This is a genomic window from Qipengyuania gaetbuli (assembly GCF_020524765.1).
Taxonomy (GTDB): domain Bacteria; phylum Pseudomonadota; class Alphaproteobacteria; order Sphingomonadales; family Sphingomonadaceae; genus Qipengyuania; species Qipengyuania gaetbuli_A.
In genome coordinates, this window is the sequence record NZ_JAIVLR010000002.1 from 150137 (window position 1) to 175865 (window position 25729).

At 61.2% G+C, this 25729-nt stretch carries 25 protein-coding genes; 12 read left to right on the forward strand and 13 right to left on the reverse strand.

What is annotated here, in order from left to right:
* Positions 1-40 precede the first annotated feature (40 nt).
* The 6 genes from LC083_RS09265 to LC083_RS09290 all read right to left on the reverse strand — a co-directional run bounded on the left by LC083_RS09265 (position 41) and on the right by LC083_RS09290 (position 3601).
* Positions 41-628, reverse strand: a complete 588-nt coding sequence (locus LC083_RS09265) for a hypothetical protein (protein WP_226700158.1) — start codon at positions 626-628, stop codon at positions 41-43.
* Between the two features lie 74 nt (positions 629-702).
* Entirely contained in the window at positions 703-1206 is a 504-nt protein-coding gene (locus LC083_RS09270) for a hypothetical protein (RefSeq protein WP_226700159.1), read from the reverse strand.
* Positions 1203-1826, reverse strand: a complete 624-nt coding sequence (locus LC083_RS09275) for a hypothetical protein (RefSeq protein ID WP_226700160.1) — start codon at positions 1824-1826, stop codon at positions 1203-1205. Before LC083_RS09275 ends, LC083_RS09270 begins: the two co-directional genes overlap by 4 nt.
* A gap of 2 nt (positions 1827-1828) precedes the next feature.
* A complete protein-coding gene (locus tag LC083_RS09280) occupies positions 1829-2353 on the reverse strand; it encodes a hypothetical protein (RefSeq protein WP_226700161.1) in 525 nt (174 codons plus the stop codon).
* 102 nt (positions 2354-2455) lie between these two features.
* Positions 2456-2980 carry a hypothetical protein gene (locus LC083_RS09285; RefSeq protein ID WP_226700162.1) on the reverse strand — a complete coding sequence of 175 codons (525 nt, stop codon included), beginning with the start codon at positions 2978-2980 and terminating at the stop codon, positions 2456-2458.
* Between the two features lie 222 nt (positions 2981-3202).
* Positions 3203-3601, reverse strand: coding sequence for a MerR family transcriptional regulator (locus tag LC083_RS09290; RefSeq protein WP_222553361.1), 399 nt, complete (start codon positions 3599-3601; stop codon positions 3203-3205).
* Positions 3602-3668: 67 nt separating this feature from the next.
* Here LC083_RS09290 and LC083_RS09295 point away from each other — a divergent pair, with 67 nt between their 5' ends.
* The 7 genes from LC083_RS09295 to LC083_RS09325 all read left to right on the forward strand — a co-directional run bounded on the left by LC083_RS09295 (position 3669) and on the right by LC083_RS09325 (position 12823).
* Entirely contained in the window at positions 3669-4289 is a 621-nt protein-coding gene (locus tag LC083_RS09295; RefSeq protein WP_222553360.1) for a cation transporter, read from the forward strand.
* Positions 4282-4665 (forward strand): DUF3703 domain-containing protein, encoded by a 384-nt coding sequence (locus tag LC083_RS09300; RefSeq protein ID WP_226700163.1) that lies wholly within the window; start codon positions 4282-4284, stop codon positions 4663-4665. The genes LC083_RS09295 and LC083_RS09300 overlap by 8 nt, the downstream gene beginning before the upstream one ends.
* Before the next feature lie 83 nt (positions 4666-4748).
* On the forward strand, positions 4749-5087 hold the full coding sequence (locus tag LC083_RS09305) for a hypothetical protein (protein WP_222553358.1): 339 nt from the start codon (positions 4749-4751) through the stop codon (positions 5085-5087).
* A gap of 64 nt (positions 5088-5151) precedes the next feature.
* Complete coding sequence (locus tag LC083_RS09310) at positions 5152-6405, forward strand: TolC family protein (protein ID WP_226700164.1); 1254 nt, start codon at positions 5152-5154, stop codon at positions 6403-6405.
* A gap of 11 nt (positions 6406-6416) precedes the next feature.
* Entirely contained in the window at positions 6417-7562 is a 1146-nt protein-coding gene (locus LC083_RS09315; protein WP_226700165.1) for an efflux RND transporter periplasmic adaptor subunit, read from the forward strand.
* A gap of 58 nt (positions 7563-7620) precedes the next feature.
* The gene (locus LC083_RS09320) at positions 7621-10848 is read left to right on the forward strand and encodes an efflux RND transporter permease subunit (protein ID WP_226700783.1); all 3228 of its coding nucleotides are present in this window, start codon (positions 7621-7623) and stop codon (positions 10846-10848) included.
* Positions 10838-12823: a heavy metal translocating P-type ATPase gene (locus LC083_RS09325; protein WP_226700166.1), complete on the forward strand. Its 1986-nt coding sequence runs from the start codon at positions 10838-10840 to the stop codon at positions 12821-12823. The genes LC083_RS09320 and LC083_RS09325 overlap by 11 nt, the downstream gene beginning before the upstream one ends.
* Before the next feature lie 302 nt (positions 12824-13125).
* On the opposite strand, the gene LC083_RS09330 is transcribed toward LC083_RS09325, so the two are convergent.
* On the reverse strand, positions 13126-13896 hold the full coding sequence (locus LC083_RS09330; protein ID WP_226700167.1) for a DODA-type extradiol aromatic ring-opening family dioxygenase: 771 nt from the start codon (positions 13894-13896) through the stop codon (positions 13126-13128).
* Between the two features lie 4 nt (positions 13897-13900).
* Positions 13901-14308, reverse strand: a complete 408-nt coding sequence (locus LC083_RS09335) for a DoxX family protein (RefSeq protein ID WP_226700168.1) — start codon at positions 14306-14308, stop codon at positions 13901-13903.
* 102 nt (positions 14309-14410) lie between these two features.
* Between LC083_RS09335 and LC083_RS09340 the strand changes: the two genes are divergently transcribed.
* The 3 genes from LC083_RS09340 to LC083_RS09350 all read left to right on the forward strand — a co-directional run bounded on the left by LC083_RS09340 (position 14411) and on the right by LC083_RS09350 (position 17095).
* Positions 14411-15286 (forward strand): LysR family transcriptional regulator, encoded by an 876-nt coding sequence (locus tag LC083_RS09340; protein WP_226700169.1) that lies wholly within the window; start codon positions 14411-14413, stop codon positions 15284-15286.
* Positions 15287-15698: 412 nt separating this feature from the next.
* On the forward strand, positions 15699-16604 hold the full coding sequence (locus LC083_RS09345) for an alpha/beta fold hydrolase (RefSeq protein WP_226700170.1): 906 nt from the start codon (positions 15699-15701) through the stop codon (positions 16602-16604).
* Entirely contained in the window at positions 16601-17095 is a 495-nt protein-coding gene (locus LC083_RS09350) for a hotdog fold thioesterase (RefSeq protein ID WP_226700171.1), read from the forward strand. Before LC083_RS09345 ends, LC083_RS09350 begins: the two co-directional genes overlap by 4 nt.
* On the opposite strand, the gene LC083_RS09355 is transcribed toward LC083_RS09350, so the two are convergent.
* The 3 genes from LC083_RS09355 to LC083_RS09365 are packed head-to-tail and all read right to left on the reverse strand — an operon-like array spanning position 17025 to position 21191.
* Positions 17025-18488 carry an efflux transporter outer membrane subunit gene (locus LC083_RS09355; protein WP_319003434.1) on the reverse strand — a complete coding sequence of 488 codons (1464 nt, stop codon included), beginning with the start codon at positions 18486-18488 and terminating at the stop codon, positions 17025-17027. The genes LC083_RS09350 and LC083_RS09355 overlap by 71 nt on opposite strands.
* Before the next feature lie 7 nt (positions 18489-18495).
* Positions 18496-20067 carry an MDR family MFS transporter gene (locus LC083_RS09360; protein WP_221563779.1) on the reverse strand — a complete coding sequence of 524 codons (1572 nt, stop codon included), beginning with the start codon at positions 20065-20067 and terminating at the stop codon, positions 18496-18498.
* A complete protein-coding gene (locus tag LC083_RS09365) occupies positions 20064-21191 on the reverse strand; it encodes an HlyD family secretion protein (RefSeq protein ID WP_039338698.1) in 1128 nt (375 codons plus the stop codon). Before LC083_RS09365 ends, LC083_RS09360 begins: the two co-directional genes overlap by 4 nt.
* A gap of 125 nt (positions 21192-21316) precedes the next feature.
* On the opposite strand from LC083_RS09365, the gene LC083_RS09370 reads away from it, so the two are divergent.
* Both LC083_RS09370 and LC083_RS09375 read left to right on the forward strand, forming a co-directional pair.
* Positions 21317-21808, forward strand: coding sequence for a MarR family winged helix-turn-helix transcriptional regulator (locus tag LC083_RS09370; protein ID WP_226700172.1), 492 nt, complete (start codon positions 21317-21319; stop codon positions 21806-21808).
* A 4-nt stretch (positions 21809-21812) separates the two neighbouring features.
* The gene (locus tag LC083_RS09375; protein WP_221563774.1) at positions 21813-23399 is read left to right on the forward strand and encodes an ABC1 kinase family protein; all 1587 of its coding nucleotides are present in this window, start codon (positions 21813-21815) and stop codon (positions 23397-23399) included.
* Positions 23400-23645: 246 nt separating this feature from the next.
* Here the strand turns inward: LC083_RS09375 and LC083_RS09380 are convergent, their stop codons facing one another.
* Both LC083_RS09380 and LC083_RS09385 read right to left on the reverse strand, forming a co-directional pair.
* Positions 23646-25160, reverse strand: a complete 1515-nt coding sequence (locus LC083_RS09380; RefSeq protein WP_413469453.1) for a relaxase/mobilization nuclease domain-containing protein — start codon at positions 25158-25160, stop codon at positions 23646-23648.
* A gap of 38 nt (positions 25161-25198) precedes the next feature.
* On the reverse strand, positions 25199-25516 hold the full coding sequence (locus LC083_RS09385; protein ID WP_226700174.1) for a plasmid mobilization protein: 318 nt from the start codon (positions 25514-25516) through the stop codon (positions 25199-25201).
* Positions 25517-25729 lie beyond the last annotated feature (213 nt).

Here is a 25729-nt window from a genome sequence, read left to right on the forward strand (position 1 = left end):
AGTCGTGTCTCACTCCATGCCCCCAAGGGTGCCCCCAGTCTCACTGGGATTCTCCGCCGAAATCGGAAAGCGTGGGTAAGGGACTTTTTCTCGGCGGGTGCCCCCAGTGCGTTTCCATCAGTTTGGAAGCCAGACGCAATGCATCCTCAGCTGCACGATGCGGTGGAGCATCCTTCCTTAGCAAATACGCCAAGTGGCGATGCTGATCAGCGCTGAAGTCTCGCGTCAGCACCTGAAAGTCGAAAATCCTGAACTTCTGGTGGCGCCCCGCAGCAGCGAACAACGTATCGAGCCAATCTTGGTCGTATCTGGGAGCATCTGTGGCAAGAATGGTGTCTGTACCGAGCAAACCGTTAAGCCAGTCACAAACCGCTTCAACAGGTTCACCCTCACGCTGCACGCGCTCGAGCGAAAGGCCGTGTACAGCCTCGGAGGACTTTGACCACAAACCGGTCTTGAGCCAGTCGGCGGTTGGCCGGATGAGTTTAGCGCCGACACCAATCGGCTCTGAAGGTCCGCGAACGAGCGCCACACCCACTTCGATCGGGTAGCTTCCCGTCTCTAGGGCTGATGCTTCGACGTCGAGGAACGCAATGCGCCGGTCGCTTCGGTTCAGGATGTTCTTCATCTCTATTGGTCTCTATTTCATCTCACGGAAATGAGTGGGGGCCGTCGCCCGGTTTTGCTGGACCAGGCAAGCCTTCACGAGCAATTATCGTGCCACTGACTGAGGTAGAAGAACCCCGCTGGCGCATTCCGGCCTTGGTCGAACTTCCGAAGCATCTTTCGAAGTGAGGGTGAGATGAAGGTCTTCGCGAACGGAAAGTCCTCAATGCCCGCTTTTACCGTCGCGCCATTGGCTAGAATGTGCCCAATATGAGCTGCCATTAGTCGACGGAACTCATCTTCATCCCGAGCGAGGCCAGCGGCAAACCACACCGTATGCCCCAGCCCCGTGGCGAGATCACTTACCGTCCCTAGGAATATGCGCCGCGGAATGTTCGGTGGGACCTCGGTGGTTTCCCAAAGATAGGGTACCGGTTCGAACGGATTTTCACCTTCACTGTATGGCTGAACCTTCCCGCCCGCCAAAAGTTTGCGAGCGAGGTTCAAGGTCACCTGCACTTTTTCGACTTCACCGGGCCCCTTTCGGGCCCAGTGCTCTGCCAAGGCATAGACGGGCTCATAGCTCTCTTCTCCACTCATGCCGTGACGTCCCAGTTATCCTTATGCTCCTGCCATGCAGCGACCGCCGCTTCGTAGCCGCGATCGCTGCACAGAGCCGTGCAGGCACTGCCAAACCCATTGATGTTGATCGTCCTGGAGAGGACCGCGCAATGGATGTGATTGCCCTGCCCCTTGAGGCCTACTGTCCCGGGGATATGCGCTATCAAAATGACCACAAACCGGTGTGCGAAGTGGGACCGAGCAAAGCTGCGAACCCGCTCATAGCCGATGTGCCAGGCTTCATCGTCGTCGAGCAGGATCTTCGCCTGCACCAGCGCGTGCTTCTCGAAGGGCGGCAAGGTCTCGTCGAAGCGCCGGGTTAGGAACTCGATGCTCGTGTAGTCGGCCGGCGCGCTGGCCGGGAGCAGGACCTCGACCCGCGCCGCACGACCGAACTTCGGATCGTCGCCGGGCGAGCCCTTTTTCTCGATCCAGTCGGTGACGGTCGGCCGGTCAAACTCGGTTTCGTACCAGTAGCGGAACCAGCCGAAGTCCGGATGCTCGCTGCACGGCTCGTGAGTAAAGACCTTCATCCTGACCTTGGACTGTACTTCTGCGCCTCTAGCGACTTCAATCTTCTTGGATTTTGCCTTCGGCATGATCAGAACCTCCCGTCAAACGAAGCGGTTTCGATGGCGCGGATAATCCCTGCATAGCGCTGGTAGCCGCTTTCGTAAGGAGCCCCCTGAAAGGTCTCGAGCCCCTTCTCGCTCAGCCGGAAGAAAGGGCCTTCGGTGTGAGCGGGAATGAGCCAAAGACCGTCGCCTTCGCGGCGCCAGGCGAAATAGTTGCACTGCCACGTCTGGCTCCCTTCGAGCAGGACATCGAAGGAGGCCCCTTCGAGTGGATCGAAACGAAACAGGACAAGGTCCTTGTGGGAGAAGTGCGCCAGTACCTCGCACTCGTGATAGAGAAGTGGGCGATCGCAGCTGGTGGCGATCACCACCACTTCGGCCTCTTCGTTCTCGAAGAAGCCGCTCCTGATGCGCTCATCGATGCGGGCGGTCTCAACAGTGGCGAGACCGCAGGTGATCAGGAGCGAGGCGAAACGGCTACCCGTCCGATGGGTAATAGGCCGCAGCAAGGGTTCGCCCTCAAGAGGACGGTGCAAAGATATCGCGTTCATTGGAATTCCTTGGAGGGAGGCCGCCCTGGCCGAGCGCGACCTCTCCCTTCTGTTTTCATAACTCTCTCGGCCTACATGCCGAGCCTTCACTTCATTCCGGGATCAGCCGGCCCGGCTTTCGGGCCCTTCAGCCAGGAGGAGGGCTAACGCTTCGGCGAGACCGCGCTGTCGGTCGGCCTCGTCAGCCCAAGGTTGATCGACCTTTCGAAGGCCGCGATCGAGCTTGAAGGCGGTCTCTCCCGCGTCAGCGGCGTCCTCATCGGGTATGAGGTAGAGCCCGCGATCTTGATCGACCCATGCGCGCATTGCTGCGAAGCGCTCGGCACTGCCGTTCTCTGCGAAAAGCACGGTGAAGTCGCCGATGCGTTCGCCGTCAGGATACTCCAGGCATCTCACGCCCAGTGCGCTCGTACCCAGCATCGCAATGCCTCTTGTCGTGTCGGTGGAGGCCAGCCTGACCCCGGGCATGAGGATTAGCGATCGCGAAATGTCCGATGTGCTGCCGCCACTATCGGGAATCAGGACTTGGTCACCTGCGAGTTCGTAGGCGGTCAGTTCGGCAAGGTTCTGACAGATGAGCAGAGCGCCTTCATAGGACGCTGTGCCTCTTACTTGTTTCTTTGTCATGAGAGTCTCTAGGCGGCGCACAGCTGGCTGCAGTCTGCGCACCTGTGGTGGAATTTTCACCTTCCGGCGTCAGCCACCAAACTTCTCAGATGACATTTCTACTATCCTTCACAGTGGAGAGCAGCCGCGAATTCAACGAGCGTCCTCCGGCAGCATTGCGCCCCCATGTCGGCCATTCCATTGCTTCTCTGGGTCACCCATAAGCAGACGGTCATCAAGGTCTCACATGACGCTTTGGCGCCCTAGGCTGCCGATGATTTGGCACTCACCGATCTTATCCGCCTGGCAGGACCGTAACATTTGTCCCAGCTCGTCTCGTAGCGCGTTTAGATCGGCGATCTTGCGCTCAACCTCGGTCAGCTGCAGCTGAACCAGTCGATCAACATCCTGACACGGGTTGTCCTCATGGTTGGAGAGCGCGAGAAGTTCTCGCACCTGCGCCATGCTGAAGCCGAGCTGGCGCGCGCGGCGAACGAATGTAAGCGCTGCCAAGTGATTGTCCGAATAGTCGCGGTAATTGCTGTCCCTGCGATCCGCAGCAGGCAAGATGCCTTCTCGTTCATAATAGCGGATCGTCTCCGCTTTTGTGCCGGTGGCTTTTGCAAGTTCTCCGATACGCATCGCTTGACCTTGTAGTTGCTACAAGGTGCATATGTTCTTGCGACTCGAACGTTGCAAGGAGAGTGGCATGGCGAAGTCCTGCTGCCAGACACCGGAGCCTGATGCCGCCGCGCACAACAATCCTCGCTGGCGCCGCGTCCTGTGGATCGCGCTTACCGTCAATGCAGCCATGTTCGTGGTGGAAATGGTGGCTGGTGTCGCTGCTGATTCCCGTTCGCTCCAGGCCGATGCGCTCGATTTCTTCGGCGATGCCGCAAACTATGCGATCAGTCTTGGCGTCGCCGGGATGGCGCTCGCATGGCGGGCCAGAGCTGCCTTGGTAAAGGCTACGTCCATGCTCGCCTTTGGCATCTGGGTGATCGGCTATGCGATCTATGGATTGATGGAGGGTGCCAATCCGGAGCCGGCTACAATGGGAGTGGTCGGCACGCTGGCTCTGACGACTAATGTGATCGTCGCGCTCATGCTCTTCCGTTTCCGAAAAGGCGATGCGAACATGCGATCGGTATGGATTTGCTCCCGCAACGACGCGATCGGTAATATTGCGGTTCTCGGCGCCGCCCTCGGCGTGTTCGGAACGGGCGACGCGTGGCCCGACCTGCTCGTCGCCTCGATCATGGCCGGACTAGCCCTGTGGGGCAGTGCGGAGGTGTTCGGCCAGGCACGCAAGGAGCTGTCCCATGGATAGCAATACCATTCCCAGCAGGGATGCATTTCTCGCAGAAGAATACCGACGCGCAGCGAAGGCTGCGGACGAGCAGAATTTCGAGGAAGCCTGGCACCATCTCGAACGGGCCCACGTAGTTGCTCAGGACCGCTTGGGACCGCACTGCGTCTCGCATTGGCGTATGCTGGAGCTTGCGTGGAGAACGCGTGATCGGCGCGAACTTCTAGGTCAGATATTCCGACTTTCCCTTGCCCCCATAGGCAACCTCACCGGGAGACTTCCAATAGGAAACAGTGGTCGTTCGAATGTAAGCGCATTCGCTCGGTTGGAAATAGAACCGGAGATCAGTCGTGTGCTTGGTCAATCGCCAGTTCAAGATGTTCGTGGCTCGAAGTAGATCGATGGTTTTGTTATGAAATCACATTCCGTCTCGCGAGATAGTTCTTTCGCAGCCGAGCCTCCGCTGCTACCGGACGCGCGATGACCCGGCTCTTCGCCCGCTCCCTTTTGCTACAGCTCATCACGCTGTGCACCGCATTCGGTGTCCTGTGGGCTCCGGTGGCGGAAGCGGCCGAATGCGCGGGAGAGCCTCCGGTAGCATCCCAACTCGAGCAGCACGACGAGCCCGGCGATGATGACCGTGGCCCGGAGAAGCACGGCGCATGTGCGCATGGCCATTGTCATCATGCTTCGCAGGCCGTCGGACGGTCGTCTGACGCCGTCACCTTGGGCTCGGTGATGAGTGCCCTGCGCGCTGGCGACCAGCCCTCTTTTGCGTCCAATCTGACCGAACTGGCAACGCCCCCTCCTCGCGGCTGACGTTCGCCGCGCGTCGGACCTGTTTTCCGACGCTGACTGAACGTCACCAGAGGAATACCCATCAATGTTCGCCATATCGTGGCGAGCAGCCCCCGTCTGGGGGCTGATACTCGCCCTGTCCACGGGACCTGCCAGCGCGCAGGACCCGCGTGTCGTCACGCTCGACGACGCCCTCGAACTCAGCGGGGTCGCCGCTGAGGCCGATACCGCCACCACCAACCCTCGCCTCGTGGGTCCCCGCGCGGAATCCGAGGCGGCAGCGGCGCTTGTCGATCAGGCTCGCCTCCGGCCTAATCCCGAAGTGTCCTTCGAGGTCGAGAACCTCGCTGGCAGCGGGGCTTTTTCCGGCCTTCAGGCGACCGAGTATACACTCTCTGTAGGACAGCGTCTCGAACTAGGCGGCAAACGCTCCGCCCGTGTCAGTGCGGCTGAAGCCCAGGCGGGACTCGCATCCCTCAGGGCCGATCTGACCACGGTCGAACTCGGCCAACTGGTGCGCGAGCGATACCTCACGGCTGTTGCCGCAGCTGCCAGGGTCGAACTTGCGCAGGATGTGGTCGCGCGCAATGAAGAACTGGCGCGTATAGCTGGCGTCCTTGTGGAAGTCGGCCGCGAGCCGCCTCTGCGCGCGCTGAGAGCGGATGCAGCCCTCGCCGAAGCGCGCGCACATCTGGTCGAGGCCGAGGCGGAGAGCCTGTCGGCTCGAACAGCGCTTGCAACTCTGTGGGCCGGCGGCGAAGCGCCGCTCGTTCCGGCGCAATTTCCGGATATACTTCCGCCCGCTTCGCTGATGTCCGAGGCGCAGGAAAGCCTCACCTATAGGGTCGCGCGAGCCGAGAGCACTGCGGCTGCGGCGGAGATCGAGCGGCAGCGAAGTTTGCGTATTCCCGATCCGACGGTCTCTGCGGGCGTGCGGCGCTTCGGGGAAAGCGGCGACAATGCTTTCCTTGTCGGCGTATCAATCCCCCTTCCTTTTCGCGACCGGAACCAGGGCAACATCGCCGCTGCCGAGGCTCGGTTGCGGGCAGCGAATGCCCGCGAAGCGGTGGCTCTCGCGGATTACGAGCAGGCGGTCGCCACGGCCCGGGCAAGGTATCTTGGTGCCGAAGCGCGCGTCGAGACCCTTTCACAGACATCGCTCCCGCAGGCGGAGGAGGCGCTGCGCCTCGTTCGCATCGGATATCGCAACGGACGTTTTCCCCTGATCGAAGTTCTCGCAGCCGCAGAGGCACGCGACACGATCCGCGAGGCGCTCATCGCCGCCCGAGAACAGAGGGGCCTGGCCGCAGCCGAACTGATCGGGCTGGCCGCCCAATGAAGGATACATCAATGACACGCAGAAAACTGGCTATCCTCGTCGGTATCGTGATCGCGGTTGGCACTATGGCGCTGATATTCTGGCCGACCTCCGAAGTCGGCGACCATGCACAGGAGGAATCGGCGGTCGAGACACCCGAAGGGGTGATCACCCTTAGCGAAGAGCAGATTGGCGAGGCTGGGATACAGCTTGCCGCCGTCCGGTCTGGGGCCGCTGTCGAGCTCGTCTTTCCGGCAACGGTCGCGGCGAGCCCCACCGCCTCCGCTCGTATCGATGCCCGGGCCTCGGGGGTCGTCCGCTCCGTCGGCAAGACGCTGGGCGACTATGTGTCGCGCGGGGAAACCGTCGCCCGCATCGAAAGCGCGGACGCTGCGGCTCTCGCCTCGCAGCTCAGTGCCGCGCGTGCGCGGGTGGGCGAGCTGTCGGCCGCCTACGAACGCGAACGGCGGTTGTTCGAAGCAAATGTCACCGCCCGCCAGGACCTGGAAGCCGCGCAGGCCAATCTCAGCGTAGCGCGTTCGGAATTGCAACGGGCGCAGGCGGCAGTAGCAGCAGCCGGTGTCAGCGGCGACGGGCGTTCGCTGGCAGTCACCTCACCCCTCGCTGGCAGGATCACCGCGGTACCGATTGTGCTGGGGGCCTTCGTGGATGCCGGCGAAGAACTCTACCGCGTGGTCGATCCCAATGGACTCCAGATCGAGGTGGCACTGCCTTCGGCTGAAGCCTCACGCATCCAACCTGGTGACGAGGCGGTGCTGGTCGTCGGCGATGGCCGCGAAATCGGCGCCCGGGTTCGTTCGGTCACGCCTTCTCTCGATCCGGAAAGCCGCAGTGCCACTGCGGTCCTGTCTTTGTCGCGCGGTGTTCCTGGCCTTCAGCCGGGCGCGTTTCTCCAGGCGCGGATCAGACCTTCGGGTGAGATCGACCGCGACCGCATCGCGGTGCCGGAAGACGCCATCCAGGTGGTCGAGGGGCGCGATGTCGTCTTTGTCCGGACGAAGACCGGGTTCCAGGCCCGCGAGGTCCAAGTCGGAACTCGGTCTGCGGGCATGGTGACAATTCTCTCCGGCCTCCAGGAGGGATGGCGGATCGCTGTCGCCAACGCCTTCCTGCTCAAGGCCGAACTCGGGAAGGAGGGCGCCGAACATGGTCACTGAGACACGGCCCACGCCCGAGGTGGGAAACCACACCGGTTCGGCCAGCCATCGCCACGGTTTGATCGGGGCCATCCTCGACATCGCCGTGCGGTTCCGCTGGGCGGTCATCGTCCTCACCGTCTTCGCCGCGATCTACGGCGCCATGAACCTTTTGCGCCTGCCGATCGATGCGGTGCCGGACATCACCAACACGCAGGTGCAGATCAACACCAGCGCGCCCGCGCTCTCCCCGTCGCAGGTGGAGACGCAGGTGACATTTCCCATCGAGACCGGGCTTGCCGGGATCGAGGGGCTCGAGAAGACCCGCTCGATCTCGCGCAACGGCTTCAGCCAGGTCACGGCGATCTTCGAAGAAGGCACCGATATCTACTTCGCACGCAGCCAGGTGAACGAACGGCTCGCCCCGATCGGCGCCTCCCTGCCGGAAGGCGCCGAGCCTACGATGGGGCCGATCTCGACGGGCTTGGGCGAAGTGCTCATGTATACGATCGAATACGAGTATCCGGGAGGTCGCGATGCGCCCAAGGGTGGTCGAACCGGCTGGCAGGCGGACGGGAGCTTCATCACCGAACGCGGCGAGCGCCTCGGTACCGAAGTCGCCAAGGCAGCCTATCTTCGCACGGTGCAGGACTGGGTGGTGGCTCCGCTCATGCGCTCCATCGACGGGGTGGCGGGCGTGGACTCGATCGGTGGCTACGAGAAGCAGTTCCTCGTCCAGCCCGATCCTGCTCGTCTGACCGGCTACGGTCTGTCGTTCGTCTCCCTGATCGATGCTCTGGAAGCGGCGAACCTCGCCGAAGGCGCAAACTTCGTCGATCGTGCAGGAGAGGCTCTGCTCGTCCGCGTCGATGCGCGGCTTGGGGGCACACAGGACATCGAACAGGCAGTGGTCGCGACCCGCGAGGGCGTTCCTATCCGGATCGGAGATGTCGCCTCGGTTCGCATCGGCGGCGACCTCAGAACCGGTGCTGCCTCGCTCAATGGCGAGGAAGCGGTCGTTGGCACGGTCCTTATGCGCAGCGGCGAGAACAGCCGCACCGTGGCTGCCGCCTCGGCCGAGCGACTGGAAGAAGTCCGCGCCTCGCTCCCTGACGGAGTGGTCGCCGAGATCGTCTACAACCGCTCGTCGCTCGTCGATGCGACCATTGCCACGGTCGAAAAGAACCTCGTCGAGGGCGCTCTTCTGGTGATCGCCGTCCTGTTCCTGATGCTCGGCAATATCCGGGCAGCGATCATCGCCGCATTGGTCATTCCGATATCCATGCTGATGGCAGCGGTGGGAATGAATAGGCTTGGTGTCTCGGGCAACCTGATGAGCCTCGGGGCACTGGACTTCGGACTAATCGTCGATGGCGCAGTCATAATCGTTGAGAACAGCGTCGCGCGGCTCGCTGCGAGGCAGCACCGCGAAGGTAGATTGCTCAGCCTCGACGAACGACTGACGGAGACACGGCTGGCTGCGCAAGAGATGATCAAGCCGACCGTCTACGGTCAGGCGATCATCCTCTTGGTCTATGCGCCGCTTCTCACCTTCACGGGGGTCGAGGGCAAGACGTTCTCGCCAATGGCCATCACGGTCATGCTGGCACTCGCCTCCGCCTTCGTGCTGTCCCTGACCTTTGTCCCGGCGATGATCGCGGTGCTCCTCAATCGCAAGCTGACCGAGAAGGACGTCAAGCCGGTCCGGATCGCGAAGGAACGCTATGGCCCGGCCCTGCGCCGTGCCATCGCACGCCCATGGCCGGTGATCGGGGCGGGTGCCGGGATGTTTGCCGTAGCAGCTTTGATGTTTACCTTTCTCGGCAGCGAGTTCACGCCGCAGCTCGACGAGCGGGACATCGCGGTTCAGTCGCTGCGGATACCGTCGACCTCGCTCGAACGCTCGCTCGCCATGCAGAGACAGGTGGAGGACAAGCTCGAGGCTTTCCCACAAGTAGAACTGGTTTTCTCGCGCACCGGCACGGCCGAGGTCGCGAGCGATCCGATGCCGCCGAACGCGTCCGATGCCTACGTCATCCTGAAGCCGCGCGAAGAGTGGCCCGATCCCGACCTGTCGAAGGACGAACTCGTCGCCGAGATGGAGGAATCGCTCAGCGGTCTGGTCGGCAACCTCTACGAGTTCAGCCAACCCATCGAACTGCGCTTCAACGAGCTGATCGCGGGTGTTCGCGGCGACGTAGCGGTCAAGCTCTACGGAGACGACCTCACGGCGCTGACCCGGTCAGCCGGAGAAGTGGCCGGGGTGCTTCGCGGCGTCGAGGGTGCTGCCGACGTCAAGGTCCAGCAGGTCACCGGCTTCCCCACGCTCGACATCGCCTTCGATCGACCGACGATTGCCCGCTATGGTCTGACCGTGGAGGAGGTCGCGCAGTCCGTGGCCATCGCGCTGGGCGGCAGGCCTGCGGGACTGGTGTTCGAAGGCGATCGCCGGTTCGATGTGGTCGTGCGCCTGCCGGATGCCACGCGCAACGATTTCGACCAGCTCGGCGCCTTGCCGGTGCTGCTCGACAACGGCGTGAGCGTGCCCTTGCGACAGCTTGCCAGCTTCCGCGTGGTGGATGGGCTGGCCGAGGTGCGGCGTGAGCAGGGGCGGCGGCTGGTGATCGTCAGCGCCAATGTGCGCGAGCGCGATCTGGGCTCTTTCGTGGAGGAAGCGCAGGGCAAGGTGGCCGAAGGCGTCACCCTGCCCCCGGCCTCCTTCATCGAATGGGGCGGTCAGTACCAGAACCTACAGGAGGCGCAGGCGCGGCTCTCGCTGGTGGTGCCGCTGTGCTTCGCGCTGGTGCTGCTGCTGCTGTTCATGGCGCTGGGCGGCTGGGTTCCCGCGCTGGCGGTGTTCAGTGCCATTCCGATGGCGCTGGCGGGCGGCGTGTTTGCCCTTGCCTTGCGGGGGATGCCGTTCTCGGTTTCGGCGGCGGTCGGCTTCATCGCCCTGTCGGGTGTGGCGGTGCTCAACGGGCTCGTGATGATGACGGCGATCCGACAGCGTTTGGCCGATGGCCTGCCGCTGGAGGAGGCGATCGCCGACGGCGCGCTCGCCCGGCTGAGGCCGGTGCTGATGACCGCGCTGGTCGCCTCGCTCGGCTTCGTGCCGATGGCGATTGCGACCGGCACGGGTGCGGAGGTGCAACGCCCGCTCGCCACCGTGGTCATCGGCGGGCTCATCACCGCCACCGCGCTCACCCTGTTCGTGCTACCCGCCATCGCCCGGCTGGTGCTGCGCGGGCGGGACGACATTCCCGAAACAGAAACTGCTATCGAAGGAGCACCGCAACATGGCGGATGATTATAACCACACCGACGGGCACAACCACGCCCATGGGGACGCCAAACTGTTTGGCGTGCCGCTAGAACTGGCCTTCGCGATCCTGTCCGGCGTGACGCTGGTGGCAGGCTTCGCTGTGGAGAAGCTGGTTCCCTCGGCGTCCGACTGGCTCCCGCTGGCGGGCTATGTCGCGGCCTATTTCTTCGGCGGGTTTTTTACCCTGCGCGAAGCGGTGCAGAACGCGCTGGCGCGGCAATTCAAGATCGATTCCCTGATGCTGGTGGCGGCAACCGGGGCCGCGATCCTGGGCGAATTTGCCGAAGGGGCGCTGCTGCTGTTTCTCTTCAGCCTCGGCCACGCGCTGGAAAGCTACGCGATGGGCCGGGCCAAACGGGCGATCGACGCGCTCGCCGAATTGGCCCCCGATCACGCCACCGTCCTGCGCGATGGCACCGCAACCGAGGTGCCGGTCGAAGAGCTGGTCGTCGGCGATGTCGTGCTCGTGCGTCCCAACGAACGGCTGGCGGCGGACGGCTTCGTGATCAAGGGCCGATCAGCGATCGATCAGGCCCCGGTCACGGGCGAGAGCATTCCGGTCGACAAGGCCCCCGTCGCGGATCGCGCGGCGGCCCGGGCGCAGCCGCAGGATTTGAAGAACGAGGAGCGCGTGTTCGCCGGGACGATCAACGGCAGCGGCGCGCTGGAAATCGAAGTCACGCGCATCGCGTCCGAAAGCACGCTCAGCAAGGTCGCCGAGCTGGTCGCCGCGGCCGAGACGGGCCGCTCCCCCACCCAGCGCATGACCGACAAGTTCGAGCGTATCTTCGTGCCCGCCGTGCTGGCGCTGGCCGTGCTGCTGCTGTTTGCGTGGGTGGTGGTGGACGAGCCGTTCCGCGACAGTTTCTATCGCTCGATGGCGGTGCTGGTGGCGGCAAGCCCCTGCGCGCTCGCCATCGCTACGCCCAGCGCGGTGCTCTCGGGCATCGGACGCGCGGCGCGCGGCGGCGTGCTGATCAAGGGCGGCGCGGCGCTGGAAGACTTCGGCACGCTGACGGCAATGGCCTTCGACAAGACCGGCACGCTGACCGAAGGCGAGCCGCGCATCACCGACGTGGTGGCGGTGGACGGCGTTGAAGAGGCCGAACTTCTGCAAGTGGCCATCGCGGTCGAGGCACTGAGCGATCACCCGCTGGCCCAGGCCGTGGTGCGAGACGGTCGTGCACGGCTCGGCGATGCGGCGATCCCTGCGGCGGGTGGGCTCGAAAGCCTGACCGGACGCGGTGTGCGCGCGAGCCTCGAGGGCGAAACCGTGCTGATCGGCAAGGCGGAGATGTTCGGTGCCGATGGCATTGCTCCGCTAAATGAGCAGGCCTCCGCGCTGATCGAGCGCCTGCGCGCCGAGGGCCGCACGACGATGGTGGTGCGCCATGGTGCGCGCGACCTCGGCGTGATCGGCATGATGGACACGCCGCGCGAAGGCGCGCGCGAGGCGCTCGCCGAATTGCGCGCGCTGGGAATCGAGCGGATGGTGATGATCTCAGGCGATCATACCGGCGTCGCCCAGGCCATCGCCCGCGAAGTGGGACTCGACGAGGCACGCGGCGATTTGATGCCGCAGGACAAGGTCGACACCATCGCCGCGCTGAGCGAAGAGGGGATGGTCGCAATGGTCGGCGACGGCGTGAACGACGCCCCCGCGATGGCCAGCGCCACCGTGGGCATCGCGATGGGCGCGGCAGGTTCTGACGTGGCGCTGGAAACCGCCGATGTCGCCCTGATGGCGGACGATCTGCGGCATCTGCCCTTTGCCGTCGGCCTGTCACGCAAGTCACGCGCGATCATCCGCCAGAACGTCTATGTCAGCCTGGGAGTGGTGGCGCTGCTGGTCCCCGCGACGATCTTCGGCCTCGGCATCGGCCCGGCAGTGATCGCGCACGAAGGCTCGACCCTGCTGGTGGTGTTCAACGCGTTGCGCTTGCTGCGATACGAGCGATGACTGCAGAACCGTTTTTGGGGCCCGCAGGCAAACAATCGAATTTTGTCGGTGTCGGTTTCGGTTTCGACATTAAGACCGACAGATGAGCGTGCTTCGCTTTGGGATTGTCCGGCACCTGCGAAGGTGGCCATCACAATCGCATTCACATGACGACGGCGTAATTTTTCTCCAAGGTCTGCTTGGCTGCCTGTATTGCCAACACCTGCCAGTCCGCTAACGGCCCCCTTTGCGTCATCAGCGGGTGTCTTTGCTATTCACCCTGTCTACCCTGACGAGTTCACGAGCCAAGTCGCCCGTGCCCGTCAATTGAACGCGTAGGCATCCATCCGAAGGACGCCATAGGTCGTGCTCGAATGGATACGCTGGGCTTTGGCTTGTGGTCCAGCGGCTCCCAGCGCGACGAAAAGCGGCAGAAAATGTTCCTCCGTAGGGTGATTCCGCTCTGCGAAGGGCGCAGCATTGCGATAGGCCAAGAGGTCACAGGTCCGATTTTCACGGAGCGCTGCGTCGGTCCAATCTGCAAAGTCAGTTACCCAATCAGGTTCTTCCTTATCGGTCGCGCCTCTCCAGCTTGAAAGATCGTGGGTCATGCTTCCGCTTGCCATTATGAGGATGTCATCTTCGGGCAGCGCCGAGAGCGCTCGGCCCAGCTCCAGATGGTGGCCAGGGCCGAGATGACTTTGCAATGACAATTGGACGACTGGGATATCAGCTGCTGGATAGGCAAGCGATAGCGGCACCCAAGCTCCATGATCGAGGCCGCGGTAGCGGTCGATACCGACAGTCATGCCGGCGTCGGAAAGCAAGTCGACGATCCGTTCTGCTAGCAACGGAGAACCGGGCGCCGGATAGGACATCTCGTAGAGCTCGGACGGGAACCCATAGAAGTCGTGGATTGTGCCATTGCGCTCCACCGCATTGACCATCGGAATACGCGTCTCCCAATGCGCGGAAACTGCAACAATAGCTTTGGGCCGAGGATTAGCTGTGCCCAAGCCTTTGAGGAAGCGCCGCGCTGCGACGTCCTCGAAAGGCAGGGTGGGAGCTCCATGTGAGATAAACACGCTCTTCATGATTTTAGGTCCGTGCCGCAGTAGAGCTCTTGCGCATCGCAAGAGCGCCGTCTCCGAGAAGGGCCTGCACGATAAGGACCAAGGACCAGAAGACGGGATATTCCCAGCCACCGCCCGGGTTCGAAAAAGAAAACCCCGCGCTTGCGTGAGGAATGATCGCGCCCACCATGATCGGCACCGCCGCGAGCGCTGCAAGCCTCGAATAGACACCAAGGATCATCGCGAGCCCAAGAACGATTTCACCAGCCATTACCGGATAGGCCAGAAAGCCCGGGAAGCCGATGCTCTCGAAGAAGCCTGCTGTGCCAGCTGGTGTGAATACCAGGAGTTTAGTGAGGCCGTGGACCAGAAGCATCGATCCGCTTGTGACCCGCAGCAGTGTTGTCGCAATCTGTGTGTTCGTGAAATTCATTGGTAGCTCCATCGCTGTTACGAGGAGCAAATATGCTCACAGAAGAACGAATGGAATTCCCAGAAATTGACTAGTGGGTATGCGTTTTCGTATAGCGAGTTGATGAACTGGGATGATCTTCGCGTTTTTCTCGCCGTAGCTCGGCAAGGCACTCTATCTGGCGCCGCGCGCGCCTTGGGACTTACCCAGCCTACGGTAGGCAGGCGATTGACGGCGATGGAAGAAACTTCTGGAGCCAGACTGCTGCAAAAGACCCCCGGTCGCTACGTCCTTACCCCGGTGGGCGAGGCCATTCTGGGAAATGCTGAGCGCGCAGAGGCAGAGATGTTGGCTGCGGAACGTACCATTTCAGGCAAGGATGTTCGCCTCGAAGGCGAGGTCCGCCTCACGACAGTAGATACCCTCGCTGCCAGAATTGTTACTCCTGCCTTGGCACGGCTGCAGGCTCGCCATCCAGATATCCTCGTAGAACTTGTGCCGGATACTCGCTCGCTTAGTCTCTCGAAGCGCGAGGCAGACATCGCATTGAGAATGGCACGCTTCGAAAGTCACGAGATTATCGCTCGAAAAGTGGGGCAGATGGCCCTCGCTCTTTACGCGTCAAAGGGATGGGATGAGCCAGAAGGAGCGGAGGATGTCGGTATAATCACAGTGCTTGATGACCAAGCTCATTTGCCTGAAGCAAAATGGCTGAGAGAGGCGTATCCGAAGGCCAAACTCGCTTTCCGCACCAACAGTCGGGAGGTCCAAGTCTGGGCAGCAAAGTCTGGCGTTGGTGTCGGGGCCCTCGCTCGCTACCGGGCCGATTCCGAGCCCGACCTAGTTCGCATCCGCCCAGAGATGCCCGACCTTGTGCGTGACATCTGGCTCGGAGTGCACGGAGATATGCAGCAGATGCCGCGGGTAAGAGCGGTTATCGATGAATTACTACGTACTCTTCGCGAGCATGCGAAGCACTTGAATCCTAACTCAGGCTAGAGCTCGGTGTTGCCGAGAGCCTGTTGTGCGAAACACCTTGGGCAACGCCGTTGAACGTGGGTCATCAAGGTGATCCCCGCAGTCAGGTCGTTAACCGACCGACCTTCGCATTACCGAGCCGTAAGCAGACTGTCTGCTTCCGGCCCCATTTCAGTCATTCACGTCGAAGGACCTCGATCGGCAGGTTTGGGGCCGGAAGCGGAAAGGCAGCTTTTATATCTTTGAGCGGATTAAGCGGACAGCGACTGCTGACCGAATCGCAAGCCGGTGCATTAGACAATGATCTGGAGAAACCCCTCTTGGTATAGACCTTTGCCGTCGTTAAAACGCCCTTGCAGGACAGCCAACACGGAGCCGAGAGCCACAAACTAAATCGGTTTACTATTTTGCGCGCCTTTCCTACCATCCAGAGATGGCGAGAGAAACCTTTACGATTGAGGGCGCAGGCGCGATTTCTCTTACAGCCGAGGCTGAGGGGGATGCCTACGCTAAACCCGTCCTTCTTGCGCACGGCGGCGGGCAGACACGGCGCGCGTGGAGAAGGGTGGTCAGCGAACTGGCTCAAGCCGGCTTTCGCGCAATCGCCTTCGACATGCGCGGTCACGGAGACAGCGATTGGTCGCCATGCGGAGCTTATGAAATGCGCGACTTCGCGGCGGATCTGGTCGCTGCAGCGTCGCGCCTGGACCAGAAGCCAGCGCTGGTCGGCGCTTCACTGGGCGGGCTCGCTGGACTGATTGCCGCAGGGGAGCTTGCTCCAGGTAGCTTTGCTTCACTCACATTGGTCGACATTGCCCCGCGCATGGAGCCCAGCGGTGTGATGCGCGTGGTTGGTTTCATGGAAGAGCATGTCGATAGCGGCTTCGCCTCACCAGAGGAGGCGGCCGACGTGATCGCTCGCTACATGCCGCATCGTCCTAGGCGGGGCGCGAGCGATGGTCTGAAAAACTATCTGCGGCAGAAGTCGGATGGGCGCTTCTATTGGCACTGGGACCCGGTGTTTATCCGTAATATAATGTCAGCCAGACAAGGCGACCCAGACAGCCAAGAACGTCAATCGGCAATGCTGAGCCAAGCTGCGGCGAATCTCACGCTTCCGCTTCACCTCATCCGAGGCGGCTCTAGCGATCTTGTTTCCGAAGAGGCCGTTTTGCATCTGCGACAACTCGCCCCCCATGCAGAATACACCGATATTGCCGATGCCACGCACATGGTCGTGGGCGATGCGAACGATGCCTTTTCCGCCGCTATCGTCGATTTCCTAGGGCGCCATCACTCTCGCGATACGGCTCAGCCACAGGGGACAAGGGAGCTATGATCGATCGAGAGCGCTTGCAGGAAATGCTGCATATCGCGCCGTTTCACCGATGGCTTGGGCTTGAGATTGCGACATGCTCCGACCAGGGAATCGCGATCACCATGCCATGGCGCGAAGAGATCGTGTCGAACCCTATGATTGGGTCGGCGCATGGAGGGATCCTGGCTTCACTGGTCGACCTCACCGGGCTTTATACTCTGCTTGCGGGGGGCGTCGCGGCGAGAGCGACGGCCGATCTGCATGTCGATTACCACCGTCCTGCAACCTCAGGACCTCTCACTGCTCACGGACAGATCGTGAAGATCGGGCGACAGATTTCGGTGGCGGAAACCCGGGTTCTCGAGCCCGACGGCAAGTTGGTCGCCAGCGGCAGGGGCGCCTACTTCTCGTCAACCGGATCACTTGATCATCGCGGCGGGACTATTGATCTCGAACAGGCTCTTGCCACCCAAGGCCCAGCGACTTCTGCAGCGCGATCCACGCCAGCGTAAGGGCGCCTTTTGCCCGGACGAGGTCTGCTGAGGCCTGCTGCTGTTCTCGCAGGGCCCGGTTGAGGTCAGCCTTCGAGATCGCTCCTGCGGCAAAACGTTGGCGGTTCAGATCGGCGGCGCTATCCGCCTGGCTCTTGATCTGCGCGCTGGCTGCCAGCGCGACGCGTTGTTGGCCAAATCGTGCCAGAGCGCGCTCGGCATCCCGTAGCGCCGCGAGGACGGTTTGACGATAGTTGGCGACAGCTTCGTCGCGAACCGCCCCGGCGCGATCGACCGACGCGTCGACCCTTCCAAAATCGAGGAAGTTCCATTCCAGGCGGGGTATCGCCAATGCCGAAAATTCGCCTACATCGAAGATATCGTCGGGGGAAGATCCGCCAAGGCCCAGAATCCCCATAAAGGACAGCTTCGGGAACCTTGCCGCTTCGGCCACCCCGATCCTGGCCGTTGCAGCGGCGAGAGTGCGCTCAGCCGCCCTGATGTCGGGCCGACGCGCGATCAGACTCGCCGGATCGCCGACAGTAACCTCATCCGGGGGCAAAGGGATATCTCGCGGCGTCGAAAGGTCTTCGGCCGTCGATCCAGGAATCCGTCCCGACAGGATCGCAAGCGCGTCTAGCAGGACGGCTTTATCGGCCTCCGCCTCGGCGAATCGGGACTTGAGCACCTCCAGCTCCGCGTTCGCATTGCCCACCGGGAACAGCGGCAGCGCGCCTTGCTGATACCGCTGATAAGTTAGGGCCAGGACTTCTTCCTGCAGCTTGATCTGCGTCCGGTATTGGTCAGCGCGGAACTGGGCCTCCCGCAAGTTGACGTAGTTATTGGCAACTTCGGCGGTCAGCTGAACCTTTGCGTCCTCCGCATTGGCGACCGTTGCCGCAGCCTGCGCGTTGCCGGCCTCGATACGCCTCCGGGAGCCGCCCGCGAACTCCAGCTCCCAGTTGGCATTGAGACCAACATTGTAAAAGCTGAGGGCATCGTCGCTTCCCGCCTCCGGATCGGGTTGCTGTGAGGACGGGGGTGACCCCTCCTGAATTTCAAGGCCGGGAAGCTGGCCCTGAATAATGGTGGCCTGGGTTCCGAGTGTCGGCATTCTGCCGGCCCGATCCTGCCTGACCGATGCCCGGGCCTGCGCGATGCGCGCCTGCGCTGCCTGGAGCGACGGATTTTCGGACAACGCAGTTTCGACCAGCCGGGTCAGTTCAGGATCGTCGAGCAGCACCCACCATTCGGCAAGGGCCGGGTCCATGACGCCTACATCCTCGCCAGCGCGGACAAACCGATGGCCCGTATCCGCCGACAATATTTCCGGAGGGCCTGCGTAGTCCGGCCCGGCCGTACAGCCAGCCAGCAGGCCGATGAGGAGAAGCGATGGTATCGAACGGCGCATCATATAGGGCTCAGTGCATCGAAAGGGAGACATTTTTTGGAAGCGGCCTCAGGAAGAGGACCAGCGGAACCGTCGCGAGGGTCAGAATCCCCATAACCAGGAACACGTCATTGTAGGTCATTATGAACGCCTCGCGTTGGAGGGTGCGGCTCAGGACGGCCATCGCCCCCTCCATGCCGCCGAAGTTTCGCGCCAGCCCTTCGAGATAGTCCTGTAGCGAAACGCTGTTCGCATTCAGGGTCTCTTCCATCCGCCGGCTATGATGCCAGATCCGCTGGTCCTGGAACGAAGCGAGGGCCGAGAGGGCGAATGATCCGCCAAGATTGCGGGCCGCGTTGAAAATGCCCGAGGCATCGCCCGCGTCTTCCTTGGCCACCGAAGCCACCGTTGCCTGATTCAGGAACATCATCGCAAGGATCATGCCGACACCGCGCAAGAGCTGGCTCTCGGTAAAAACGGCACCACCGGATTCTGCTGTAAGGCTGGTGCTGACAAAGCAGCTGACCGCCATCAGCAACATGCCGGCGCCGACGGCGATGCGAATGTCGATCTTCCGGATCATCAAGGGAAGCACAGGCATCAACAGGAAGGCCGGGACGCCCATCCAGAAGATCACCAGCCCGGTCTGAAGCGCGTTATAATCAGAAATGATCGCGAGGAACTGCGGGATGACGTAGGTCGAACCATACATCACCATACCCAGGGCGAGCGCCATGATCGCGACGCTGGCGAACTGTCGATTGAACAAGAGCTGCAACTTCAAGACTGGCTTGCGTGCCTTCACCTGTCCGTAGATCAGCGAGGCAAATCCGACGACTGTGATGATTGTGAGCCAGCGAATGAGAGAGGATTCAAACCATTCCTCGCGGTGGCCCTCCTCAAGGACGACCGTAAGTCCGCCCAGCCCCAAGATGAGCCCGACAATGCCCGCCCAATCCGCGTCAGTGAGATAATCCCACTTTGGCTTTTCGTGGGGCAAGCCAACGAACAGCAGGAGCAGCAGCAGGCCGCAGACCGGCACATTGACAAAGAAGGCATAGTGCCAGCTCAGATTCTCGGTCAGCCAACCCCCGATCAAAGGCCCCATCACGGGGCCGAGGATCACTGTCATGCCGAACAGGGCCATTCCGATGGGCTGCTGATGTGGCGGCAGCCTTTTGGCCACGATGGTCATTGCCGTCGGAATGAGCACGCCGCCCGTGAAGCCCTGACCCGTGCGGCCGATGATCATTGTCGTAAGGTCGGTTGCAATCCCGCACAGCACCGAAAAGGCGGTGAACGCGCTGACCGCGATGATGAGGAGGGTTCGCAGACCGAACAGCCGTTCCAGCCAAGCGCTCAGCGGAATGACGACAATCTCAGCAACGAGAAATGACGTAGCAATCCAGGTGCCTTCGGCGCCTGTGGCACCGATCTCGCCCTGAATGACGGGGAGTGCGGAATTGACGATTGATATGTCCAGCGTCGCGAGCATGGCGCCAAGCGCGCCCGCGGCCACAGCGACCCAGGCAGTAACGTCTGCGTTCTTTCGGCTCCCGGCCGGCCCGATCGAAGTGTCCTGCGCTGCCAGTATCTCGGTCATTGAGTCCGACTCGAGATCTCTTCCAATTCGCCGGCAGCATTCCGAGTGTCGACCGTAGCCACTACCGACATGCCGGGAACGAGCAGACGCCGCACTTCAGGGGGAGCATCGATAGCGATGCGGACGGGTATCCGTTGAACGATCTTGGTAAAGTTGCCGGTGGCATTTTCGGGGGGGAGGATGGAAAATTCCGCGCCCGTTCCCGGCGATATGCTGTCCACTCGTCCCGCGATCTCAAGGTCTGGCAGGGCGTCAACTTCGAGCCTGACGCTCTGGCCGGCCCGGATGAGGCCGACCTGCGTTTCTTTGAAGTTCGCGGTCACGTAGATCGCGCTCACCGGAACCACCGTCATCAAACGTTGACCCGGTTGCACGAACTGGCCCACCCTGACCGAGAGATCGCCGACGCGGCCGGCCTTGCTGGCGCGCAGCAAGGTCGATTCAACCGTAAGGTCGGCTGTTTCCAGCTGAGCGCGAGCAGCGTCCGCCTGCGCCTGGGTCTGGCTGATCTGCTCGAACAGTGTCCCCCGGCGAGCGGTCGCGGCAGCCACCGCCGCCTGCGCAGCGGCGAATTCGGCCCGCGCCTGCCGCGCCTGCGCCTCATACTGGTCTAGCTTTTCCCGCGGTTCGGCTCCTGTCGCGGCAAGGGGCCGATATCGCGCCACCTGGTCGTTCGCGAGGTCCAGTGCCGCGCTCGCGGCGGCGAGTTGGGCCCGCGCCTGGCGAATGGCTGCATCCTGTTCGGATACCTGAGAACGGATTGTGTCGGCACCGGCCAGGGTCGCAGCGATCTGTGCGCGCGCCTGCTGCGCTTGCGCCTGATAATCCCGCAGATCCAGTTGTACGAGGGCTCCGCCGCGAGCTACTTGCTCGTTCTCCCCTACGAAGACCTCTTCGACGTATCCCGCTACCTTGGAAGAGATAACGACGCTGTCGGCAGCGACATAGGCGTTATCGGTCGACTGCATGTACTGTCCGTAGGTTACGTGCCGGTAGTACCACCAGATCCCGCCAAGCAGCACGGCAAGACCAACGATGATTAGCACGATGCGCAAGCTACGCCGCGATTGCGGTTTCGTTGGGGTTGTGCCCTCCTGCTCCGGTTGGTTGGAGTTATCGGTCATCTGACTCTTTCGGCAGCCTCAGTAAAAGGTGAACGCGTCTCACGCCCTATGAGCCGTGAGTCAGATAGTAAAGGCATTTAGCAGTTTGCATTTGGGCATCCGAGGCTATCCGACTACACAGCCCTATGGATGAAAAACCAGATACCATGTCACGGTCTCAGCGTCGGCAGAAGGTCATCACCGATGATGACCGCATTCTCTATCTTATGGACGAGATCAGTCGCGGCGCGCGCAGAGTGTACGATGCGAGGGTCGCCAGGATCGGTCTCAATCAGACACAGTGGAGGATCATCGGACAACTTCTTCGCGATCCTGCCCTTACGCAGGCTGAAATCGCCAAGAAACTGGAACTGGAATCGGCGACCATCGGCCAGGCGGTTGCAGGTCTTTGCGCACGCGGGCTGATGAAAAGGCTTCGAGCTGAGACGGATCGGCGAGCGTGGCAGCTCATCCTCACGGAGCAGCTAGATGATATGCTGCCCGAACTGAGAGGCTCCGCGGATAGGCTTCATGATCTGCTTTGGCGCGACATTGCCGCCGACGAGAAGCAAACGTTGCAGCAGATTCTTGCAAGGGTATCGGAAAATCTGGACCAACTCCGGGCCGAGGCTGAGTAATATCATGGCATCGCCCCCGGAAAAGCCTATCAGCAGCATCGCTCGCGCCGCGGAGATTGGCCGAATCTTAATGAGGCACGGTGCGAAGACTCTCGCCGGAGCCCTCGGATTTATTCCCTCTTCGAGCAATGTCATCGATCCTCGCGAATTTCGTCCGGCCGCAGTTGTCGCGTTCCTCCGTGACATCGGGCCAGTCGGCATAAAGCTGGGGCAGCTCCTCGCCACCCGAAGCGATCTGTTTACCGAACACTGGATCACTGCATTCTCAACCCTGCACGATCAGGTGTCGCCGGTGCGCTTCGCAGATATCGAGCCCGTACTTGCTTCAAGCTGGGGTGAGGACTGGCGGACCGACTTTGCGCAGTTCGACGAACAGCCTCTGGCGTCCGCCTCGATTGCACAAACCTATTCCGCCAAGCTACGGGACGGTAGCGAGGTCATCGTGAAAGTTCGCCGCCCGGGCACCGCCGCGCGCATGGAAGCCGATGTGCGCCTGCTTGTGCGTCTTGCCGAGATCGCGGAAGCACGCTCGCCTGACATCGCGCGTTACCGGCCAGTCGAGTTTCTGCGGACCTTCGGCCGCAATCTTGCCTGGGAGATGGACCTCGCTGCGGAATCCCGAGCCTGCGAGCGGATCGGCGCATATCTCGAAACCATCGGCGTCAGGACCCCGGCCATCCATTGGGAACTGACCGGGCTGCGGGTGAACGTTCAGGAACGCCTGTACGGCAGGCCCGCGTCTTCGCTGGGCGCCTCATCGGGCGATCCGGAGGTGGCGGCGTTCGCCAAGTGCTATGCCAACGCAGTCCTGCGCATGATCATTCTGAACGGCGAATTCCACGGCGACCCTCATCCCGGCAATGTTTTCCTGATCGGCGAGCAGGATGTCGGCTTCATCGACTTCGGATCGGTCGGGACGCTCACCAAGGCCAGGCGCGACGAGATCGTCCGCCTCGTGCTTGCGATTGCTGGTGAGGAAACCAGCGATGTCGCGGATGTCCTGCTCGCATGGGCGGGGGAGCCGAAGGTGGATCGCGATGCGCTCGCGGTGGATCTGGATCAGTTGATTGGAGAGTTCAGGGGGACCGTGCTATCTGGCATCGAGTTCTCGCAGATTTTTTCCCGCGTTTTCGATCTGTTGCGGGATTATCGACTGGTTCTGCCACCTGATCTGGCCATTCTTCTGCGTACCTTGTTGACTGCAGAGGGCTTCGTCCGATCGCTGGCACCGGACTACAACATCGCCGAAGAGACCCGGCCGATCATGACGGAGCTTCTCGCCGAGCGGTTCTCGCTCGGCAGCGCTCGGTCGGGTTTGAAGAGACTTCGCGGTCAGCTGCTGGGGTTGTCGGCGTCCTTGCCCGACATACTTGCCACTGCGAACTCGATCGCAAAGTCAGGATATGTGCCGGTTCAGCTCGATCCGCTCAGTATCGAGCAGCTCGCTGGACTTCGCAATGAGCGTCAGTCCTTGAAAGGCCCTCTAGCTGCCGCATTGATCATAGCTAGCGCGTTGCTTGTCGATCAATCCTGGCTTCTGGCTGGCGGCGCGCTTGTGATTGCTGGGGTGGTGCTCATCCGAAAGTCATAATGAAGGAGCAACTTAATTCGTGCACGGTCACGATACGGCAAAGCCGAACTTAACGAGGATTTGATGCGCCTCACTTCAGCGACCAAAACGCATCGCGAAGAAAATTTTTCGACCTATTGCGATTGAAGGCTTATTTTCCTCAATCAGACGAAACTTTGGAACGGCAGCTTTCAGGCTTGTCCTCGCCTGACTTTATGGCCGCTATGGGGGCGCGAAGCTGCCAATCAAAGGCAGCGAGCCGAACCCTCAAGACAGACCTTGGCCACCCTTATTACGCTGCCAATACGCGGCCAAATGCTTGGGCATTTCGGTGTTTCCTTGATTTCGACCAGAGGGAAAAGGCTTTGATCTTGGGGTGCGCGTTGTCGGTTGGTTAGCTGGTTGCTGATCCTTGGAATGCTCCTTGTTCGGAACCGGCAATCGCTTCTTCGGACCAGCTGCTGCGACCGGCTTCTTGACTGTTTGGACAGGCCGCGTCGCTGCCAGAACCACGCCTGCTTTTTGACAACCAGCATCGGCACGAGCCGTTATAAACTGGTGCCATGTTGGCATTCGTGTGCGCCTTAGTGGCGATCTCTCAGCTCGGTGGCGAGCTTCCAATTCTGCTAGCTCGCGATTGCGGACTTGTTGCGAAAATCGCGAATAAAATTCTCGACGTTCCGCCGGCTTCAACATGCTAGCCTCGACTTTGCGCTGTCGCATCAGTGCGCGCCGTTTCGCGTGCAACTCACGGGTCTGACGGATGCGCAGATCCGCTAGCTCGTGACGGCGTTCTTCCTGAGCGAGCTTGTGTTGAGCGACTTCCAGATCATAGTCTTTCTTGAGCTCCGACCGCGCATCTGGAGTTAGATGAGGCTCAACAGAGAACGAGATCTTTCGTTCTGGCCACCATGCTTCGAAGTCTGGCGTGCCCTTGATTATGTGTTTGTCCAGTGATCCCAAACCAAACTTCTGACCGCCAGTGTCCAGATCAGAGGCTTTCAGCTTGTTACCCGGATCCTTGATATCGGCGATAGTGAGACCGCGAAGCCGCTTCGCTTTGGTGCCAGCGAAGACAGGTACAAGCTGCAAACCCATGGCTGCGAGTGCATCGCTTCTTGATTGCCAAGTTTGCTGCTCTAGAGCCTCACGAATTTGTTCAGCTCGTTCATTCAGCGGGACCGAACCCGTGCGCTCTGCACGCTTTCTCTGACCAGGTTCGGCTTCCCTATCCAACGCTTTCAAACGCTGCGCCTTGGCCTCCTGTGGCGTATTTAGTCGGCGCAGGTTCAGCTCGCGCTCGATGCGGCGACAGACATCTTGCACCCTTGCCAACGCGCGAAAGTCGAAGCTTCGCAGAGCGCGATGGGCCTCTGGAACTCGCTCGACCTGGTCAGGAGTTAGGTATTGGGGGCCGATATTCTCAATCGCGCAGCCCTTCATAAGGAACCACATCTTACGCGGCGTCATTCCCGTTTCCGGCGAGATGGTTGACCAGAAGACGTGCACGTGGTCGTGCTCAGTATCTTCATGACGCACAACGACGAATGGATGTCCGTCAAGGCCAAGGGCCTTTTGCTGCTGCCTTACGATGTAAAGCCATTTGTCATGAGAAAGCCGACCATCTTCATGGGCAGCTGATATCGAAAGGTGAAGAAGCTTTCTCTTTGCCCGACTGTTCAGCGATGCGACGGCTTCCATTTCCGCGGCGGCATTTTCGACGGACGAGACCCCTTCGATATGGAGGACCTGATGGTCGCGATTCTCGACGAGATAATCCATCAAGCCTTGGAAGTTTGCGCCCCAAATGGGTTTGGCAATCATGACTTGGCAATATTCACGGCAGCAAGAAGCTGCTGATATGCGGCTTTCAGTTCATCCGCAGAAACCGGATATCCGGAGTTGAGCTGCTTCGCGATCTGATTGACGTTTGTGCCAACCCGCGTGACCTGATTTACAAGGTCACGTGAGATGACGATCTGGCGATTGGCACGGCAGACCAGGCGGCGAAGCAACTCCGGGACCGAGCATCCGGAGTAATGGGCGAGCTCAGTCAGGTAGGCGAGCTCCTCGTCGCTCCATCGGGTGGTGCGAACGTGGTTGCGATAGCGGGTCTTGGATCCGGGTCGTCCAGGCATTTTCATTCCTTCAGCTTGCTAAGCATTAGTGGTTCAGTGTGGGGGTCTGGGGGCAGGCGAAACTGCCCCCAGCAAGGTCAGGTCACACGCAGGCTGCGCGACAGAGTGAAACGACAGAGTGCAGCCTCCGCGGCGTCGAAGGACGGGCGCGGTAGTCGTTGGCCAGCCCTTGCTCATTTCCTCACTATTCCGTTTAAGGAACCCATTAAGGGG